This is a genomic window from Arthrobacter sp. MDB1-55, from assembly GCF_059092925.1.
On the sequence record NZ_JBNHID010000001.1, the window covers coordinates 1,305,981 to 1,322,229 of the forward strand.

Annotated in this window: 14 protein-coding genes; 5 read left to right on the forward strand and 9 right to left on the reverse strand. The window is 65.4% G+C overall.

The genetic code is table 11. From position 1 onward, the window contains the following. Nucleotides 1-15: 15 nt before the first annotated feature. Together AC5RU3_RS06215 and AC5RU3_RS06220 are read right to left on the reverse strand one after the other, a co-directional pair. Nucleotides 16-813, reverse strand: coding sequence for a PIG-L deacetylase family protein (locus AC5RU3_RS06215; protein ID WP_493965050.1), 798 nt, complete (start codon nucleotides 811-813; stop codon nucleotides 16-18). Nucleotides 814-874: 61 nt separating this feature from the next. Next, entirely contained in the window at nucleotides 875-1,582 is a 708-nt protein-coding gene (locus AC5RU3_RS06220; protein WP_493965051.1) for a lipoyl protein ligase domain-containing protein, read from the reverse strand. A 174-nt stretch (nucleotides 1,583-1,756) separates the two neighbouring features. Between AC5RU3_RS06220 and AC5RU3_RS06225 the strand changes: the two genes are divergently transcribed. After that, nucleotides 1,757-5,632, forward strand: coding sequence for a Pls/PosA family non-ribosomal peptide synthetase (locus AC5RU3_RS06225; RefSeq protein ID WP_493965153.1), 3,876 nt, complete (start codon nucleotides 1,757-1,759; stop codon nucleotides 5,630-5,632). Between the two features lie 32 nt (nucleotides 5,633-5,664). Continuing rightward, nucleotides 5,665-6,993 carry a M1 family metallopeptidase gene (locus AC5RU3_RS06230; RefSeq protein WP_493965052.1) on the forward strand — a complete coding sequence of 443 codons (1,329 nt, stop codon included), beginning with the start codon at nucleotides 5,665-5,667 and terminating at the stop codon, nucleotides 6,991-6,993. 24 nt (nucleotides 6,994-7,017) lie between these two features. On the opposite strand, the gene AC5RU3_RS06235 is transcribed toward AC5RU3_RS06230, so the two are convergent. The 5 genes from AC5RU3_RS06235 to AC5RU3_RS06255 all read right to left on the reverse strand — a co-directional run bounded on the left by AC5RU3_RS06235 (nucleotide 7,018) and on the right by AC5RU3_RS06255 (nucleotide 11,347). Then, complete coding sequence (locus AC5RU3_RS06235; RefSeq protein WP_309123644.1) at nucleotides 7,018-7,659, reverse strand: 4'-phosphopantetheinyl transferase family protein; 642 nt, start codon at nucleotides 7,657-7,659, stop codon at nucleotides 7,018-7,020. Nucleotides 7,660-7,663: 4 nt separating this feature from the next. Continuing rightward, on the reverse strand, nucleotides 7,664-8,692 hold the full coding sequence (locus AC5RU3_RS06240; RefSeq protein ID WP_309071724.1) for an aldo/keto reductase: 1,029 nt from the start codon (nucleotides 8,690-8,692) through the stop codon (nucleotides 7,664-7,666). Nucleotides 8,693-8,746: 54 nt separating this feature from the next. Next, nucleotides 8,747-9,031: a DUF427 domain-containing protein gene (locus tag AC5RU3_RS06245; protein ID WP_309071725.1), complete on the reverse strand. Its 285-nt coding sequence runs from the start codon at nucleotides 9,029-9,031 to the stop codon at nucleotides 8,747-8,749. 146 nt (nucleotides 9,032-9,177) lie between these two features. After that, nucleotides 9,178-9,957 (reverse strand): thioesterase family protein, encoded by a 780-nt coding sequence (locus AC5RU3_RS06250; protein ID WP_309071741.1) that lies wholly within the window; start codon nucleotides 9,955-9,957, stop codon nucleotides 9,178-9,180. 58 nt (nucleotides 9,958-10,015) lie between these two features. After that, nucleotides 10,016-11,347 (reverse strand): FAD-dependent oxidoreductase, encoded by a 1,332-nt coding sequence (locus tag AC5RU3_RS06255; RefSeq protein ID WP_309071726.1) that lies wholly within the window; start codon nucleotides 11,345-11,347, stop codon nucleotides 10,016-10,018. Nucleotides 11,348-11,510: 163 nt separating this feature from the next. On the opposite strand from AC5RU3_RS06255, the gene ypfJ reads away from it, so the two are divergent. After that, nucleotides 11,511-12,425: a KPN_02809 family neutral zinc metallopeptidase gene (gene ypfJ, locus AC5RU3_RS06260; protein WP_309071727.1), complete on the forward strand. Its 915-nt coding sequence runs from the start codon at nucleotides 11,511-11,513 to the stop codon at nucleotides 12,423-12,425. A 12-nt stretch (nucleotides 12,426-12,437) separates the two neighbouring features. On the opposite strand, the gene AC5RU3_RS06265 is transcribed toward ypfJ, so the two are convergent. Further along, a complete protein-coding gene (locus tag AC5RU3_RS06265) occupies nucleotides 12,438-13,892 on the reverse strand; it encodes a protein adenylyltransferase SelO (protein WP_309123643.1) in 1,455 nt (484 codons plus the stop codon). A 173-nt stretch (nucleotides 13,893-14,065) separates the two neighbouring features. On the opposite strand from AC5RU3_RS06265, the gene AC5RU3_RS06270 reads away from it, so the two are divergent. Continuing rightward, nucleotides 14,066-14,266 carry a hypothetical protein gene (locus AC5RU3_RS06270; RefSeq protein WP_309071729.1) on the forward strand — a complete coding sequence of 67 codons (201 nt, stop codon included), beginning with the start codon at nucleotides 14,066-14,068 and terminating at the stop codon, nucleotides 14,264-14,266. 100 nt (nucleotides 14,267-14,366) lie between these two features. On the opposite strand, the gene AC5RU3_RS06275 is transcribed toward AC5RU3_RS06270, so the two are convergent. Beyond that, a complete protein-coding gene (locus AC5RU3_RS06275) occupies nucleotides 14,367-15,212 on the reverse strand; it encodes a hypothetical protein (protein ID WP_493965053.1) in 846 nt (281 codons plus the stop codon). Between the two features lie 216 nt (nucleotides 15,213-15,428). Between AC5RU3_RS06275 and AC5RU3_RS06280 the strand changes: the two genes are divergently transcribed. After that, on the forward strand, nucleotides 15,429-16,232 hold the full coding sequence (locus tag AC5RU3_RS06280) for a DNA-formamidopyrimidine glycosylase family protein (protein ID WP_309071731.1): 804 nt from the start codon (nucleotides 15,429-15,431) through the stop codon (nucleotides 16,230-16,232). Nucleotides 16,233-16,249 lie beyond the last annotated feature (17 nt).

Consider the following 16,249-nt stretch of genomic DNA (forward strand, 5'->3'; position numbering starts at 1 on the left):
TCGCCTTCCGGCGGCTCAGAGGCCTTCGAACACGTCCGAAAGAAGCGGCGCCCCCGGTGTCACCGGGGGCCACGCAATCACCATGCTCTCCCGTCCAACAGAACGCTCCCACTGCTCGTTTGAACGGTCCTGACCGTAGATTACGTGGCGTTGGCTGCGGTGTTCGTTCAGCCCGGCCACGATGCGCGATGCAACAGAAGTCGTGTCGACCTCCACGCCGATCTGGTCATCGCCCACGCCGCGCAGGTGATAGACGCGGGAGGGATCCCAGGGCTCGTCGCCCTCTTTGGCCCGCGCTGTGTTCCAGCGGCGAAAAGTGGACTCGCGCAGGGCCCCGTGCAACAGCCGGTGCAGTCCCGCGCTGCCGGAGGCGCGGACCCGGTGAAACGCCTCATCCGTCGCCGCGCCCACGACGATGTGGTCCGGATGTCCGGTTATCCCGTCCGGACCGAAGGTGGCAACGACGTCGGGTGCTTCTTCCCTCATGATTGCGGCGATACGGTCGACGAGCTCTGCGAAGGGCGCCTGGGCAACGGTGCCGTCGTCGTAGTCCAGCCAGTCGTGCCGGTCCGGCTCCCGGCCGAGTGACCGCCAGGCGCGGCTACATTCCTCCCGGCGAATTAGTCCGAGGTTCTCGCGCGTAGCAGGAAAACCATGCGCGATGTCCCCAGCCGCGCCGTCGGTCGCATGCACAAGGACGAATCGGAAGTCAGGATCATCAGCGTGAAGTGCCACCGTTCCAGCGAGCCCGTACGCGTCGTCGTCCGGGTGGGCGACAACGAGCATCAGAGTGCGCGAGGGTCTGTTCGCCATGGCTCACCCTAGCGCCGCGCCCCAGTCAACGACCAGCAGCTCACCCGGATCAGGAAAAGCATCAACTGCGCCGTACCGCATCCTCGTAAACGGCGACGACGGCGTCCGCGACCGTATCGACCGTCAGGCCGGGCACGAGGTCGTCGGCCGCCCCGGCGGTTGCCGGATTCCATTCGAGACCCAGGGCGGCGTAGGTCTTCTCCAGTACCGCCCTGATCGGTGCCGAGTCCTCGACCACAATGACGGATGAGAACAGCCAGGCACCCGAAACAACCCGCTGGGCCGTCCCGACCAGCTTCACCTGGACCGGACCGTTACCGTGGACGCTGAACTCTCCGGGGCAGTACTCGCCCGGAATCTCGCCCACAGACGCATCGACGCCGACCCGGCGCAGCGCCTCAGCGAGGAGCTCACCGAGCAGGCCGAAACGGGCGTGTGAGCCGGCGATCGCGTCGTCGTGCTGTTCAATATGGTCAACGATCAGGCAGCCCTGATGATAGGCCGCCGCCCTCCCGCCCGCCTTGCGGATCAGCGGCTCGAAACCGGCACCGCGTGCGGCCTCGGCCGCTTCATCGAATCCGGGCAGGCGCGCATCCCTCTGCCCGAAGGCAACGGTGGGGTACGGCCGGTACAGCCGGAGCGTCGGCGGGAGTTGACCGGACGCGGCAGCACGCAGCAGCTCGATGCCGCGTGCAAGGTCCGCCGCAGCGCCCCTCGAAGGATCATGGACAATGGCGAGCTGGCCGCACGACCACGGTTGGGCACTCACGAGGTTCCGGCTCCCATCTGTGGTTTTCCTTCCCATTTATATCCTCCGGGGTCACTTCTGCAGGTTCGGTGTCGCCAATGGAACTCGTCACAGTTCCTTCGGGCGCGTGCGTGGAATGGCGCGATCGGGCTTGTCTGATGACATCATGACCCCGTGACAACCCATGCCCCCCAGATGCCCGGCAGCCAGTCCACTCCCCCACCCCGGACGCTGATCGACGTCCTGGCAGCAACCGCCGAAGCATACCCCGACGCGTCGGCCCTGGACGACGGCACCAGCCGGATGAGCTACACCGAGCTGTTGGATGCGGCGCGCGCCGTGGGACGCACACTGCACAGCGCCGGGCTGGGCGCAGAAGATCGCATCGGGATCCGCATACAGTCGGGCACGGCCGAGCTGTATGTCTCCATTCTGGCCACGCTCATGATCGGGGCGGCCTACGTGCCCGTTGACGCCGACGACCCGGAGGAGCGCGCGAAGCTCGTCTTCAGTGAGGCGGAGGTTGCCGGTGTCATCCTGACGGGTGGCCGTATCAAGGTACGCAAGGACCGGAAAGGACCCTTTCCCCGGCCCCGGCAGCCGCTGCCGGATGACGACGCGTGGGTCATTTTCACCTCCGGTTCCACGGGCACGCCGAAGGGCGTGGCGGTGAGCCACCGCTCCGCTGCTGCCTTCGTCGACGCTGAAGCCCGGATCTTCCTGCAGCGGGATCCGGCAGGACAAGGCGACCGTGTGCTTGCTGGACTGTCCGTAGCCTTTGACGCCTCCTGTGAGGAGATGTGGCTGGCCTGGCGGCACGGCGCATGCCTGGTCCCCGCCCCGCGCGCTCTGGTCAGGACCGGAATGGACCTCGGACCATGGCTGGTGACGCGCGGCGTCACGATCGTCTCCACTGTTCCGACGCTCGCGGCGCTCTGGCCAGTGGAAGCGCTCGAGTCGGTGCGCCTGCTCATCTTCGGGGGCGAAGCCTGTCCTCCCGAGCTCGCAGCACGGCTTGCCGACGGTGAACGGGAGGTATGGAACACCTATGGGCCCACCGAGGCGACGGTCGTCGCCTGTGCAGCGCCGCTGACCGGGACCGGCCCAGTGCGCATCGGGCTTCCGCTGGACGGATGGGATCTCGCCGTCGTCGATCCGGAAGGCCTTCCGGTGGCCGAGGGTGGAGTCGGGGAGCTGATCATCGGCGGCGTCGGTCTTGCCCGCTACCTCGACGAGGCGAAGGATCGAGAGAAGTACGCTCCGTTCCCCACCCTGGGGTGGGAACGCGCCTACCGTTCCGGGGACCTGGTCCAGTTCGAACCCGAGGGGCTCATCTTCAAGGGGCGGGCGGATGAGCAGGTCAAGCTCGGCGGCCGCCGCATTGAACTGGGCGAGATTGACGCGGCCCTTCAGGCGCTTCCGGGAGTGTCCGGAGCAGCTGCGGCGGTCAAGGACACAGCCGCCGGCACCCAGGTATTGGTGGGCTACCTCGTGCCGACGGGCCACCCCCTGGATCTGGTGGCCCTCCGCGAGAAACTGGCCGCCTCCCTCCCCGCACCGCTCATCCCCCTACTCACCGAGTCCGACTCGCTTCCCACGAAAACCAGCGGGAAGGTGGACCGGGCAGCCCTGCTGTGGCCATTGCCCGGCGCAGGGCACGACGACGACGGTGCCTCGCTTGACCTCGATGAAACCGCCCAGTGGATAGCCGACCAGTTCGCCGCCATCCTTGGGGCGCCCGTCACCTCCCTTGACGCCGACTTCTTCGCGCTGGGGGGCGGCAGCCTGTCCGCGGCGCAGCTGGTCTCCGCACTACGGCGCCGCTATCCGGGCATCACGGTTGCCGACGTGTACTCGCATCCCCGTGTGGGTGCCCTGATCGACATGGTGCGGCAGACGGAGGTCGCAGCTGATGCGGTTGAACGTCGCGTGGTCCGGACCAGCCGCAAGGCACAGGTGTTCCAGACCATCATGGGTGTGCCCCTGCACATCCTGGTGGCCATGCGGTGGCTCACCTACCTCATGGCAGTCAACAATCTGTTCGCGGCCTGGGGCGTCTTCACGCTCACGCCCATCTCCTGGTGGTGGATCGTTGTGACCTGGGCGGTCTTTGTCACGCCCTGGGGTCGCATGGCCATCGCCGTCTGCGCCGCACGGCTCCTGCTTCGAGGCGTGGGGCCCGGCAGCTACCCGCGCAGCGGGCGGGTTCACCTGAGGTTGTGGCTGGCTGAACAGATCGCGGATATGGCTTCCGCCGTCAGCCTCGCGAGCGCCCCCTGGATCACCTATTACGCGCGTGCCCTTGGTGCGAAAGTGGGACACAATGTGGACCTGCATTCGGTCCCGCCCGTCACCGGCATGCTGAATCTCGGCAGTGGAAGCTCGGTGGAACCCGAGGTAGACCTCTCCGGCTGGTGGGTAGACGGCGATCTGGTCCACATCGGCCGCGTCAGCATCGGCAGGGGCGCCACGATCGGAGCGCGCAGCACTTTGATGCCCGGAGCAAGGGTCGGCTCAGGTGCTGTCGTTGCGCCAGGATCTGCGGTATCGGGGAAAGTGAAGGCCGGACATCGCGTTTCAGGAGCGCCCGCTACCCGTACCGGGAAGGCGAAACAACCCTGGCCGGCCGCGCCCGCATCCCGCGGGATCGGCGAGTTCCTCGGCTTTGCGGCCGCCTCGGTGGTCCTGGCAGCCATCCCATTCCTCGCGGCCGTCGTCGCAATCCTTCCGCTGATGCCGACGCTTCAGGGAGCAGGATCCCTCTCCGAAGCATTCCCCCGACTTCTCATTTCCCTCCCTCTCGTGGCCGCAATCTGGTTCCTGGTGACGATGCTGCTCATCCTCGGAACGGTCCGGTTGCTCGGGATCGGTCTCACCGAGGGGTGGCATCGCGTCCGCGGCCGTGTCGGGTGGCAGGTCTGGGCCACTGAACGGGTGCTCGATATGGCACGGGACCTCCTGTTCCCGCTCTACGCCAGCCTGTTCACGCCGATCTGGCTCCGCCTTCTGGGCGCAACCGTCGGCAAGCACGTGGAAATCTCGACCGTGCTCCTGGTCCCGCGAATGACGACCATCGGCGACGGCGCTTTCCTCGCTGACGACACCATGGTGGCCTCCTACGAGCTCGGCGGCGGCTGGATGAAAATTGCGCCGGCCAAAATAGGCAAGCGTTCTTTCCTCGGCAACTCCGGCATGATCGGCGCCGGACGGCGGGTTCCCAGGGATTCCCTCGTCGCCGTACTGTCCGCAACGCCGGCGAAGGCCAAAGCTGGAACCTCGTGGCTGGGTTCCCCTCCCGTCCGGCTGCGGCGCACCCAGATGCTCGCCGATGAGGGACTTACCTTCAGTCCCCCCACGCGGCTCCGGGTCGCGCGCGCCGCCTGGGAGGTCACCCGGTTCGCCGCCACGATCCTGACCGTGGGTATCGCGGGACTGGTGCTCTATTTGCTGGACCTGCTCGCCAACACCTGGGGATACGGTGTGGCCGCACTGGCAGGTGGAGCGGTCATGATGTTCGCGGGCGCGCTGGCGGCGGCGAGCGCCGTCGTCGTCAAATGGTTGCTGGTAGGAAGGATCCGGGCGGGCGAACATCCGCTCTGGAGCTCGTTCATCTGGCGGAACGAGGTGGTGGATACTTTCGTCGAGTCCGTGGCGGCGCCCTGGTTCGCACGGGCAGCAAGCGGTACACCGGCACTGGTGTGGTGGCTGCGTGCGCTGGGCGCGAAGATCGGACACGGAGTCTGGTGCGAGAGTTACTGGCTGCCGGAAGCGGACCTCGTTCATCTGCGGGACAACTCGACGGTCAATCGCGGTTGCGTGGTCCAGACTCACCTGTTCCATGACCGCGTCATGTCCATGGACACCGTAACGTTGGAGGACGGCGCTACCCTTGGACCGCACGGAGTCATCCTTCCGGCGGCTGAACTGGGGGCAGGCTCAACGGTGGGACCGGCTTCACTGGTCATGCGAGGAGAGGCTGTTCCCGCGGGAAGCTCGTGGATGGGTAATCCGGTCAGCCCGTGGAAGCGTTCCGAGTCCGCGGCACCAGCAGAAGAGGTCCTGGTTAGTTGATGGCACAATCCACTGATTGCAGCAGGAACGCGGTGCAATCTGCTTCCGCGGACCCGTACACGCCCGGGCACGGCACAGAGGATTACTCGGTCAGTTCCTATGACCTCACCATCGAATACCGGCTGGCCAGCAACCGGCTGGAGGGCAGGGCGCTTATCTCGGGTGTCATCGGCGGGCCGGAGTCGCATTCTGTGCCCGATCTGGTTCTCAGCCTCTCGGGGTTGCGGGCGGGCCGGGTTTCGCTGAACGGTGAGCGGGTGCGGAAGATACGGGCCGCCAACGGCCGTCTGAAGGTCACGCCCGCCAAGGCCCTGATCGGCGGATCACCATTCGTCCTGGACATTCGCTATTCGGGGAATCCGTCGCCGCTGAACGGGGTGTGGGGAGACGTCGGGTGGGAGGAGCTCACTGACGGCGCGCTCGTGGCAGGTCAGCCCACCGGTTCGCCGTCGTGGTTCCCCTGTAACGACCACCCGCGGATGAAGGCTGCCTTCACTATCCGCGTCACCACCGACGCCGGCTATCGGGCGGTCTGCAATGGGACGCTTACCTCCCATTCGGTGGCGTCCAGCCGTGAGACGTGGGTCTACGAATCCACCGCACCGATGGCCACGTACCTCGCGACGGTCCAGATTGGCCGTTACCAGCTGGCTGAGCTCGCCGACGCCGGCGCCGTGCCGCAGTATGTTGCCGCACCCGGCCCTCTTCTTCCCGCAGCCCGCAAGGCGCTCGCCCATCAGGCGAAGATGATCAGTGCGTTCTCCGAACGGTTCGGTGCCTATCCCTTCCCGCTCTACACCGTCGTCGTGGCGGATGACGAGCTCGAAATACCGTTGGAGGCGCAGACGCTGTCCATCATCGGCAAGAACCATCTCGGCTCTGAATGGGCAGCTCAGCGGCTGATTGCCCACGAGCTCGCGCACCAGTGGTTTGGGAACTCGGTGACCGCTTCCTCCTGGCAGGACATCTGGCTGCACGAGGGCTTCGCCTGCTATGCGGAGTGGATCTGGTCCGAGGAATCCGGCTCGCTGTCAACGGAGCGCCGCGCCAGTGACGCCTGGTCGGGTCTCGCCTCAGCCCCGCGCGATCTGGAGATCGGCTCTCCGGGCCCGGCTGCGATGTTCGACGACCGCGTCTACAAGCGGGGGGCGTGCGCCCTGCACGCGTTGAGGAAAACGATCGGCGACGAGCGGTTCTTCGGCGTACTCAGGGAATGGACGGGGCGCTTCAGGCACGCCAACGCCAGCACGGCCGACTTCCTGTCGCTCACGGATGAGCTGTGCGCGGACCTCCCCGGGTTCGATTCCGCCGGGTTGCTGCGTCCCTGGCTGTATGAAGCGCGGCTACCCGCACTTCCCTGACCCGGCCCGCCGGTTTCCGACGCTTCAGCAGGCTGTCGCAAGGGCGACAACGAAGCCGTGGGGCAACTCAAGCTCTGCAGGGTCAACGTCCTCGAGCACATAGTTGCGCCGTCCCACGCGGATCTGCTGTTCCAGAACATCGACCGACGCCGGGTCGGTCATGAGACCTGTACCGGCCGCTTTGAGCACCGCTTCTTTCCGCGCCCAGAGCATCGCCCGCAGCAACGGTCTGCCGGACTCGTCCTGGCCCTCGATGCGGAAGCGTTCGGCGGACGTGAACACCGTCGCATCAAGTTCCGTGCCCTCGAACCGGTTGATCTGTTCGAGATCGATCCCGACCACGGGGGTCACCCGCGCATCCTCGACCGCAGCAACGGCCCAGCCGCCGCTACGGCTCAGGCTGACAGCCAACGGCACCACTTCCCCATCGACCGTCCAGCCCGGCCGTCCATGATCTACGCCGCCGCACGACGGACAATCGAATCGTGCAACGAGCCGGTTCGCCTCGATACCAGCGGCACAACCCACGATTTCACGCAGCCAGGCCCGCCCGGCGAGAAAGCTGTGCCGGGCGGCTGCGTCCGCAAAGGTTCCGCCGCGCTCGCGCTCACCGGTGTCCACGGGTTCTTGCCGTCGGCCGTCCAACCGGACGGCATGGAGTTTCACGTCCCTAGCGGCCGCCGTCGATATTCCGGCTTCGCTGCTCCACGCCGGGCGTCCCGTACGGATAATCGGCGAGCTCCGGTGTGCTGACCTCGGACAACCGGCCGATCTCCCCGTCACTGAGCGTGAGGGTCGCCGCTCCCAGGTTGTCCGCCAACTGTTCGGTAGTCCGCGCGCCGAGGATCACCGAGGTGACGGCCGTTTGCTGCGCGACCCACGCGAGGGCCACCTGGGATGCGCTGACACCGCGCGTTTCCGCGATTTCCAGTACGACGTCGATGATCGCCCACGTGCGCTCCTGCGCGTTGCGCTTCTGCCACGCTTCCATGCCGCGCTCGGGATTCTCTCCGAGCCGGGTTGCGCCCTCGGGTGCGGTGTCACGCTTGTACTTCCCGGTGAGCCAGCCCCCGCCCAGGGGCGACCAGGGCAGGAGGCCTATACCGGCGTCGACCGCTGCCGGCACGATCTCCGCCTCAATCCCCCGAACCAGCAGACTGTACTGGGGCTGCAGGGTGACCGGCAGGTCCCATCCACGAGCCTTCGCGATTCCGACGGCCTTGGTGAGCTGCCAGCCGGTGTAGTTCGAGAAGCCGTAGTAGCTGATCTTGCCTGCGCTGACGGCGTCGTGCAGGAATCCAAGCGTTTCCTCAAGCGGAGTGAGCGGGTCCCAGGAGTGCATCTGGTAGAGGTCGATATGGTCGACGTTGAGCCGCTTCAGCGACGCGTCGAGCGCAAGGCGCAGGTGCCTGCGGGAGAGCCCCAGATCATTGGGGCCCTTCCCCATCGGGAACCTGCCCTTGGTCGCCAGGATCATGTCTGCAGCGGACGAGCTTTTCGCGAGCCACCGCCCGATGATCTCCTCTGACGCGCCCGCGGTGTAGACATCGGCGGTGTCAATGAAGTTGCCGCCGGCGTCCGCGTAGTCGTCAAGAATGGCATGCGACGCAGCCTCGTCCGATTCCGCTCCGAAGGTCATGGTGCCCAGCGCGTACGCTGACACCGATGTACCGCTGCTGCCGAGATTCCTGTACTCCATCAACACTCCTGTCGTTCGGTTCCACTGCGGGTTGGATTGGTCGGGATGGTCCAGTCAGTCGGTGACGGTGACTCCACGCCAGAACGCGACGTGGTCCTTGATGTTCGCGGCGGCATCCTTCGGTTCCGGGTAGGTCCAGGCGGCGTCCGGGTTGCTCTCCCCCTCTACCTCGAGGCTGTAGTAGCTCGCCTCCCCTTTCCAGGGGCAGGTGGTGTGCATGTCGCTTGGCCGCAGGAACTCCTGCCGCACGCTTTCCTTCGGGAAGTAGTGGTTGCCTTCGACCATCTCTGTGGAGTCGGACTCCGCAATCACCTGGTTGTTCCACATTGCCTTGGCCATGATGTCCTCGCTTGTTTTTGAACGGCTCGGCGCCGGCTGCGCTGTGAGCGCGGTTACACAGAGAACCAACGACGACGGTGAGCACCGCATTCCCTCCGATGAGTCATCAGGTTCCAAAGACTAAGTCATCGGGTTCCAAGAACTGATCAGGGCAGCTTGCGCAGGGTGAGGATCTGTTCGCTGCGCCCGAACGGTCCTTCGAGGTCGTGAAGGACCGACGAGGTCAGGCCGACTCCTTCGCGGCCGAACGTCACTCGGGTGTCCAGACCGAGCCATTCACCCACCGGTTGACGGTGCAGATGTACCTGAAGGTCAACATTCGGGAAGGCCCAACTGCCCGGTCCAGGAGGAACCCGGGTCGCTATGCCGTTCGCTGTGTCGATGAGTCCGATGAGCCGCGCCATGTCCGACGACGGCTGACCCTCCACGAGAGGGTGGGGCGTGCGCAGCCACACCTTGCCGTGACCGGAACGGTGACCCTTGAGCCGGCGAACATCGATGGACTGGATGTACCCACCCGGCCACTCGGCCACCGCATCGTGCTCTTCGCCCTCGGCCGGACCTGGCATTGGCTCATCCTCAAGGGCTGCCACCGGCGAGGTGTCGCTGGTCGCGAGGCGCCAGGCACGGGCTCGTATTGCAGTACGTCCTCCGTGGTTCATCTCCGCTTCGAGGAGCTCGATGGTGCGCCCAGGCCGCACCACCCGGGTTGCCACCTGCACGGTGTCGAGTGGAATGAGCCCGAGAATCTCGTACGAAATCCTCGCCATCTGCAGCTCAGGGCGCGGCTCGAATTGTTCGAGGCAGTGGGCGAGAAGCCCTGAGGCCGGCGCCATGTGCTGTTCGTGTGCGTTCCAGGCGCCCTGCGAGTGGATGGTCGCTTCGAACTGCCCGTCTCCGACGGCGCGATAGTAGGAATCTGCCATAGTGCTGATGAACACGCTCCCTTGAGTGATGACCGGAGTCCCCGCGGCAGGGGGTGGCTCAGGAGCGACAATACCCAATCGTGGCGGAAGCCGTGACGCGTTGCTCGCCCACGGGTACATTCAGTGTCCCGCCGAGGCCAGTGCTGCACACGCCGGTCTCCGGCAGCTCCAGACGGACTGCGGAAGCTGCCTGGTGATCACCTGCAATGGCGGCGACCACCGACCGCACCTGTTCGTAGCCCGTGGCCAGGAGGAAAGTTGGTGCCCGGCCGTAGCTCTTCATGCCGACCAGATAAAAGTCCTTTTCCGGGTGCGCCAGGACCTCGGCTCCATGTGCCCGAACAGTGCCGCAGGAGTGAAACTCAGGATCGATCAATGGCCCCAATGCACGTGGTGCCTCCACCGCGGGATCCATTTCAAGGCGGAGTTCACGCAGCATGTCCAGGTTCGGACGGAAGCCGGTGGCAGGGACGAGCACGTCGACCTCCACTTCGCGCTCGCCGTCCGGAGTTTCGGATCGGACGGTGAGGGCGTCGTCGTCGGTTTTGAGTGAAGTGATGGTGAACTGGGTCAGCAGTTCGACCACGCGGTCTTCCACCAGCGAGCGCAGGCGGCTTCCCAACGCACCGCGGGCGGGAAGCCCATCGAGGTCACCGCCGCCGTAGAGGCGCTGCGCCGATCCTTCCCCGCGCACCGCCCACAGGACGCGCGTTCCCGGATCTGCTTTGGCAACCTGGCCCAAACTCAAGAGGGTGTTGGCCGCTGAGTGCCCTGCCCCGACAACCATTACCCGCTTTCCCGAGACCCTCCCGCGCTCTGCTCCTGTGATGTCCGGGAGCGGTGCTGTGATGTATTGCCGCGCTGCGCGCTCCCCGGGAGCGGGCAGACCCGCCTGGCCCAGCGGATTCGGTTGGGTCCAGGTGCCGGACGCATCGATGACAGCACGTACGAGGTGGTCCTCGAGCCCGTGGGGGCCACTGACCCGGACGAGGAACGGCGTAACTTCCCGGCCCTTGGTCCTCGTCTTGTCCAGCCCATGCCGGGTCACCGCCAGAACCTCACATCCGAAGCGAAGAGCGCCAGCCACCTCGGGCAGGGCTGCGAGCGGTTCAAGATAGGACTCCACCAACTCGCTTCCGAAGGGAAGCGCAGTAGGACGCGGAACGGTCCAGCCCGTCGGTTCAAGCGCGCGGCGTGCGGCGTCGTCGATGTTGTACTGCCAGGGCGAGAACAGCCTGATATGGCCCCACTGACGGATTGAGGTCCCCACCGTGGGGCCCTTCTCGAAGACGACCGGGGTTAGTCCCCGCTCGAGCACGTGAGCAGCTGCCGCCAGTCCTACCGGGCCCGCGCCAATGATGGCGATGGGCAGTTCCTGCTGTTCAGTCATCCGTGTCCCTTCCTCGCGCCTCAGCGGCGGACCGATCCACATTGATCTGCGTCGATATAGATGATCACCACTATATCGATAGATGTCAATGCAGCGCGGCCAAGAGGGCACTCCACCCGTCCCCCGCAAATACGAAGCAGGCTTCCTAGTTTAGAGTTCTCGCATGAGCTTCAATGACAATGCGCAGTTTGATCCGTCCCGGGTAAGTGATCGCCGAGGCCGCGGAGGGCGCGGCCGGGGCGTCGCCGTCGGCGGTGGGCTGGGCGGTGGCCTCATTCTTTTGCTGTCTCTGTTCTTCGGCCCCGGCGTGGTCGATCAGCTGGGCCTTGACGGCAGCAGCGGAACGGATTCCGGCTTCACGGAGGACTCTGACCCTGCAATCAACGCCTGCCAGACCGGCGAGGATGCCAATAGGCAACTGGACTGCCGCATACTGGGGACGGCAGAGAGCCTCGACAGCTTCTGGGCCCCCTACCTGGAGCCTTACGGGATTCGGTACACGCCGCCGGGCGTTGTCCTTTTCAGCGGCCAGACTGACACGGGATGTGGCACGGCGAGCAGCGCCGTTGGACCGTTCTACTGCCCGGCGGACGAGCAAACCTATTACGACACTGCATTCTTCGACGACCTCGTGACCCGCTTCGGCGCGTCAGCCGGACCCCTGGCACAGGAATACGTCATCGCGCACGAGTTCGGACACCACATCCAGAACCTGACGGGTGCGCTCAGCGCTTCCCAGCAAGATCCCCGCGGCGCGGAATCGGGCGCCGTGCGGGTGGAACTGCAGGCTGACTGTTACGCGGGCATGTGGGCAGCACACGCAACCAGCGTTCCCGATCCCGAGTCTGGCGTTCCCTTCCTTCGGGAATTCACCAGGACCGACCTGCAGGACGCCCTGTCGGCGGCGTCCGCTGTGGGAGATGACCGGATTCAGGAGTCGACCACCGGTCAGGTCAACCCGGAGGCCTGGACCCATGGCTCGAGCGAACAGCGGCAGGCGTGGTTCCTGCAGGGGCTGGAAACTGGAGACATTGAAGCCTGCGACACCTTCGCCGCTAACGACCTCGACAACCCCTAGGCAGCGACAGGGTCAGGTTCCGCAGAACGTCCGGTAGGAACCGAAGTCATCCGGTGCACCCAGGGCGTAGCGCTCGAACCCGGACCGTTCCTCAAAGGGAGCCGTGACCGCCGCAAGGAGCGTCTCAAGCGGAGCGAGGTCGCCGTCGGAAGCGGCAGCGAGCGCCTCTTCCACGAGGTGGTTTCTCGGCACGTAGATCGGGTTGACCTTGTCCATCTGTTCCGCGGACGGGTTGAGCGCATGCCACTCCCCCAGCCAGCTGTCGAACCTCGCCGTGTCCATGAAGAACGCCCGGGCCGGCTCTGCGTTGCCCCTCGCGGCTGAACTGAGGCTGCGCAGGAAGGACGTGTAGTCGACACGGTCTTCCTCCAGCAGCGTCAGGAGCTTGCCCGCCAGCTCAGAAGCATCGACGCCGTCAGCCAGGCCCAGCTTGCGGCCCATACCCGCCGACCAGGCTTCGCTGTAGCGGGCGGGGAAACGGTTCAGGGCCTCTTCGGCGAGCGCGACGGCGTCGTCCTGGTTCTCGTGAAGCAGCGGCAGGAGGGTCTCAGCGAAGCGGGTCAGGTTCCATTGCGCCGCGAGCGGCTGGTTCGCGTAGGCGTAGCGGCCCATGGTGTCGATGGAGCTGTAGACAGAGGAGGGGTTGAACGAGTCCATGAACGCACATGGGCCGTAGTCAATGGTCTCTCCCGAAATCGTCATGTTATCCGTATTCATGACTCCGTGGACAAAGCCAATCAGCATCCATTGCGCGACCAGCGACGCCTGCACCTCGATGACCGATTCGAGAAGGGCTGGATATGGGCGGGGAGCCTTCGCCAGGTGCGGGAAATGGCGTGCGATGGCGTAGTCCGCCACACGTCGCAGCAACTCGAGATCGCCGGTTGCACGCGCGTACTGGAACGTCCCGACACGCAGGTGGCTCGCCGCAACGCGGGTCAGGACAGCTCCGGGCAAGAGCTCTTCGCGCTGCACCGGGCGGCCGGTGGCTGTGACCGCGAGTGAGCGGGTGGTGGGAATCCCCATCGCAGACATGCCTTCGCTGACGATGTATTCGCGCAGCATTGGGCCGACGGCGGCCAGCCCGTCGCCGCCTCGTGCAAAGGGGGTGCGGCCCGAACCTTTGAGGTGGATGTCCCGCAGGCTGCCGTCCGGGCCGGTGATCTCGCCAAGCAGCAACGCTCGCCCGTCCCCGAGGCGGGGACTGTATCCGCCGAACTGGTGACCTGCATAGGCCTGCGCCACAGGAGTTGCGCCCGCCGGCACCCGGTTGCCGGTCAGCAGCTCGATTCCCTCCGAGCTTCGAAGGACGGCGGCATCCAGGCCCAGGTCGGAAGCAAGTTGCTCGTTCAGTACAAGCAGCTGTGGTTCCAGAAGCTCGGCAGCCTGCCAGGGCATGCCCATTTCGGGCAGATGGCGGGCGAAATGGTTGTCGAGGGTGATCGTTGACGCCGTTGAGATGCTCACCCCTGAATCAACAGCGTGCTGACTAAAAATGTTCCCTCTACGCCGGTTTCACTCTCGCGCGCGCTCCATCTTTTCGTTATCGCTTTCCAGTTCCAGCGGGCGTATTTTGGATGTATGTCGGCGATGGGCCGTCTGCCCTGCGCCGATCCTACGGGACCGGAAAGGAGCGGGACATGTCCATCTTCCGTCGGAAAGGCAACGCTTTCGAGCGTAAGCAGGCCGCCGCTGCGTCAGCCCAGCAAAAGGACTTCCGCGAAGGGTACGTCCATATCCATGGAAGCGAGAAAAAGGCCAATGAACTGGCCATGAGGGCCTACGGTGACAAGGACAAGGACGGAAAGCCCGACGTTCCGTTCATGCCATTTCCCGGATAGACGCCGGCATCGGACTTCTGCTTTCGATATGCGCGGTGCCGGACTGCTGTTTGATCACATTCGGGAGATAACCCGTCGTGCCCGCAATCTGGCTGAGGGCTCAGGCGGTAATGGGGGCTGACGTTCCATCAGCGCGGTCCACCACGTACGTTACTTTTGCCGGGTCCGGCCAGCCGGTGAAGGTTCCGTCGAAGGGCCCGTTTCCGTCCGCGTCCACAGCCTCGATGGTCAGCTGATCGATCTTGCCCTCGAAGACGTGCAGGAGGACATGGAGTGTCTCCCCTTTGGATCCGGAGAACTGTGCGCGGACAGGGAACACCTGATCGTGAGGCACTGCGCGTGGCAGGTCTTCGGGCACCCTGAAATGCGTTGTGGGATAGAGTGCCTCCCCCCACGAGACTTCCTTGGCAGCGCGAAGTTGTGCCAGCAGCTCCGGCGCTCCCGCCAAGTTCCCGGCGCCCAGCATGCCTTCGACCAGGCGAGACACCGCAGGATCGACCGGGCGCACGTGCTCCAGTTGATCAAGTGGAAGGGCTTCGAAGAAGGGTTGCTTGGCGGCTGCGCGATCACTCAGATATCCGGCGAACGTGAGCACCGCCGCCCCGACCGCCATCCAGCGGCGGGGGTTCCGAGCGCCTGCTTCGCGCAGCTTCTGCTCAAGGCGGCTATCGAATGCGTCGCTTGCGTCGGCGAACCGCAGAGCGAGGCCCGATGTCGCCAGACCGGCAGCACTTCTCAGAAGTACTCTTCGCTTCCGGGTACCGCCGATGGTCAGGGCGACGTAGGCACCGGCGAACACAGCTGATGCGACGTGGAAGGCGCGCCGCTGCGACTCGTCAAGCCTGGAGATGTCGACGAGCTGGAGTGCCCCGATCACGGCAGTGGAGGCTACGCCGAAGACCGGCGAGGTAGCGATGGTCGTTGACATTGGAACTTCGGAATTCATGCGTCGATCCTGTCTGGGCGAGCGTACGGGTCCGATGACGGTCCTTCGGAACTCCATTGTGTACCCGGTCCGCGCCAACATGGGAGTGAAGGTCTCCGGGCGCGGGCCTTTGGTTCAATCTACTATCGAGGAGACGGTCGGCTCTGCTGCGACAAACGGCGCGTGCAAGGATGCGGCGACAGGTCCAGCGAGATTGCAAGCGAACAGGGAGGCAGCATGCCGGAGGGTGACACTGTCTTCCGGCTGGCGATTCGCCTCAGGAAGTCCTTGGACGGCCGCAAGCTGAAGCGGGGAGACCTCCGCGTCCCTGCTCACGCTACGGATGCTTTGGACGGCATGCGGGTGATCGAGCATGAGACGCACGGAAAGCATCTGCTGACACGATTCGACAGCGGACTCACCCTCCACACGCACCTCCGGATGGAGGGGTCGTGGACCGTCACGTCGCCGGGCAGGAAGCTCCCGCACGCAGTGCTTTCGGACGCCCGGGTAATCCTGGAAGTCGACGGCGGTCCCACCGCGTACGGGCTGAAGCTACCCGTCGTCGACCTCCTTCCAACAAACGCAGAGAACGACGTCGTTGGGCACCTTGGTCCCGATCCGCTCAGAAGCGACTGGTCGGCACAGGAAGCAGTCAGGCGACTAGATCAGGACCTCGACCGGCGGGTGGCTGCTGCCCTCCTCGATCAGCGCAACATCGCTGGATTCGGCAATCTGTGGGCCAATGAGCTCTGTTTTCTGCGCGGGATTCACCCTGACACCGCCATGAGCCAGGTGGATGTTCCCGCGCTGGTCACGCTGGGGGCACGGTGCCTGCGCTTCTCCGCCACTCAGCCCGGAGCCCTCCAGGTCACCACGGGCAACACCCGCAAAGGACAACAGCACTGGGTGGCGGGCCGGGCCGGAAAGCCGTGCTTGCGATGCGGCACGGCGATCCTGGTCAGGCCCGAAGTCCCGGGAGATCCGGAGCGACGCCGGACCTGGTGGTGCCCGCACTGTCAGCCACTCCGTTCCTCCTGATGCGACACTCTGATGGG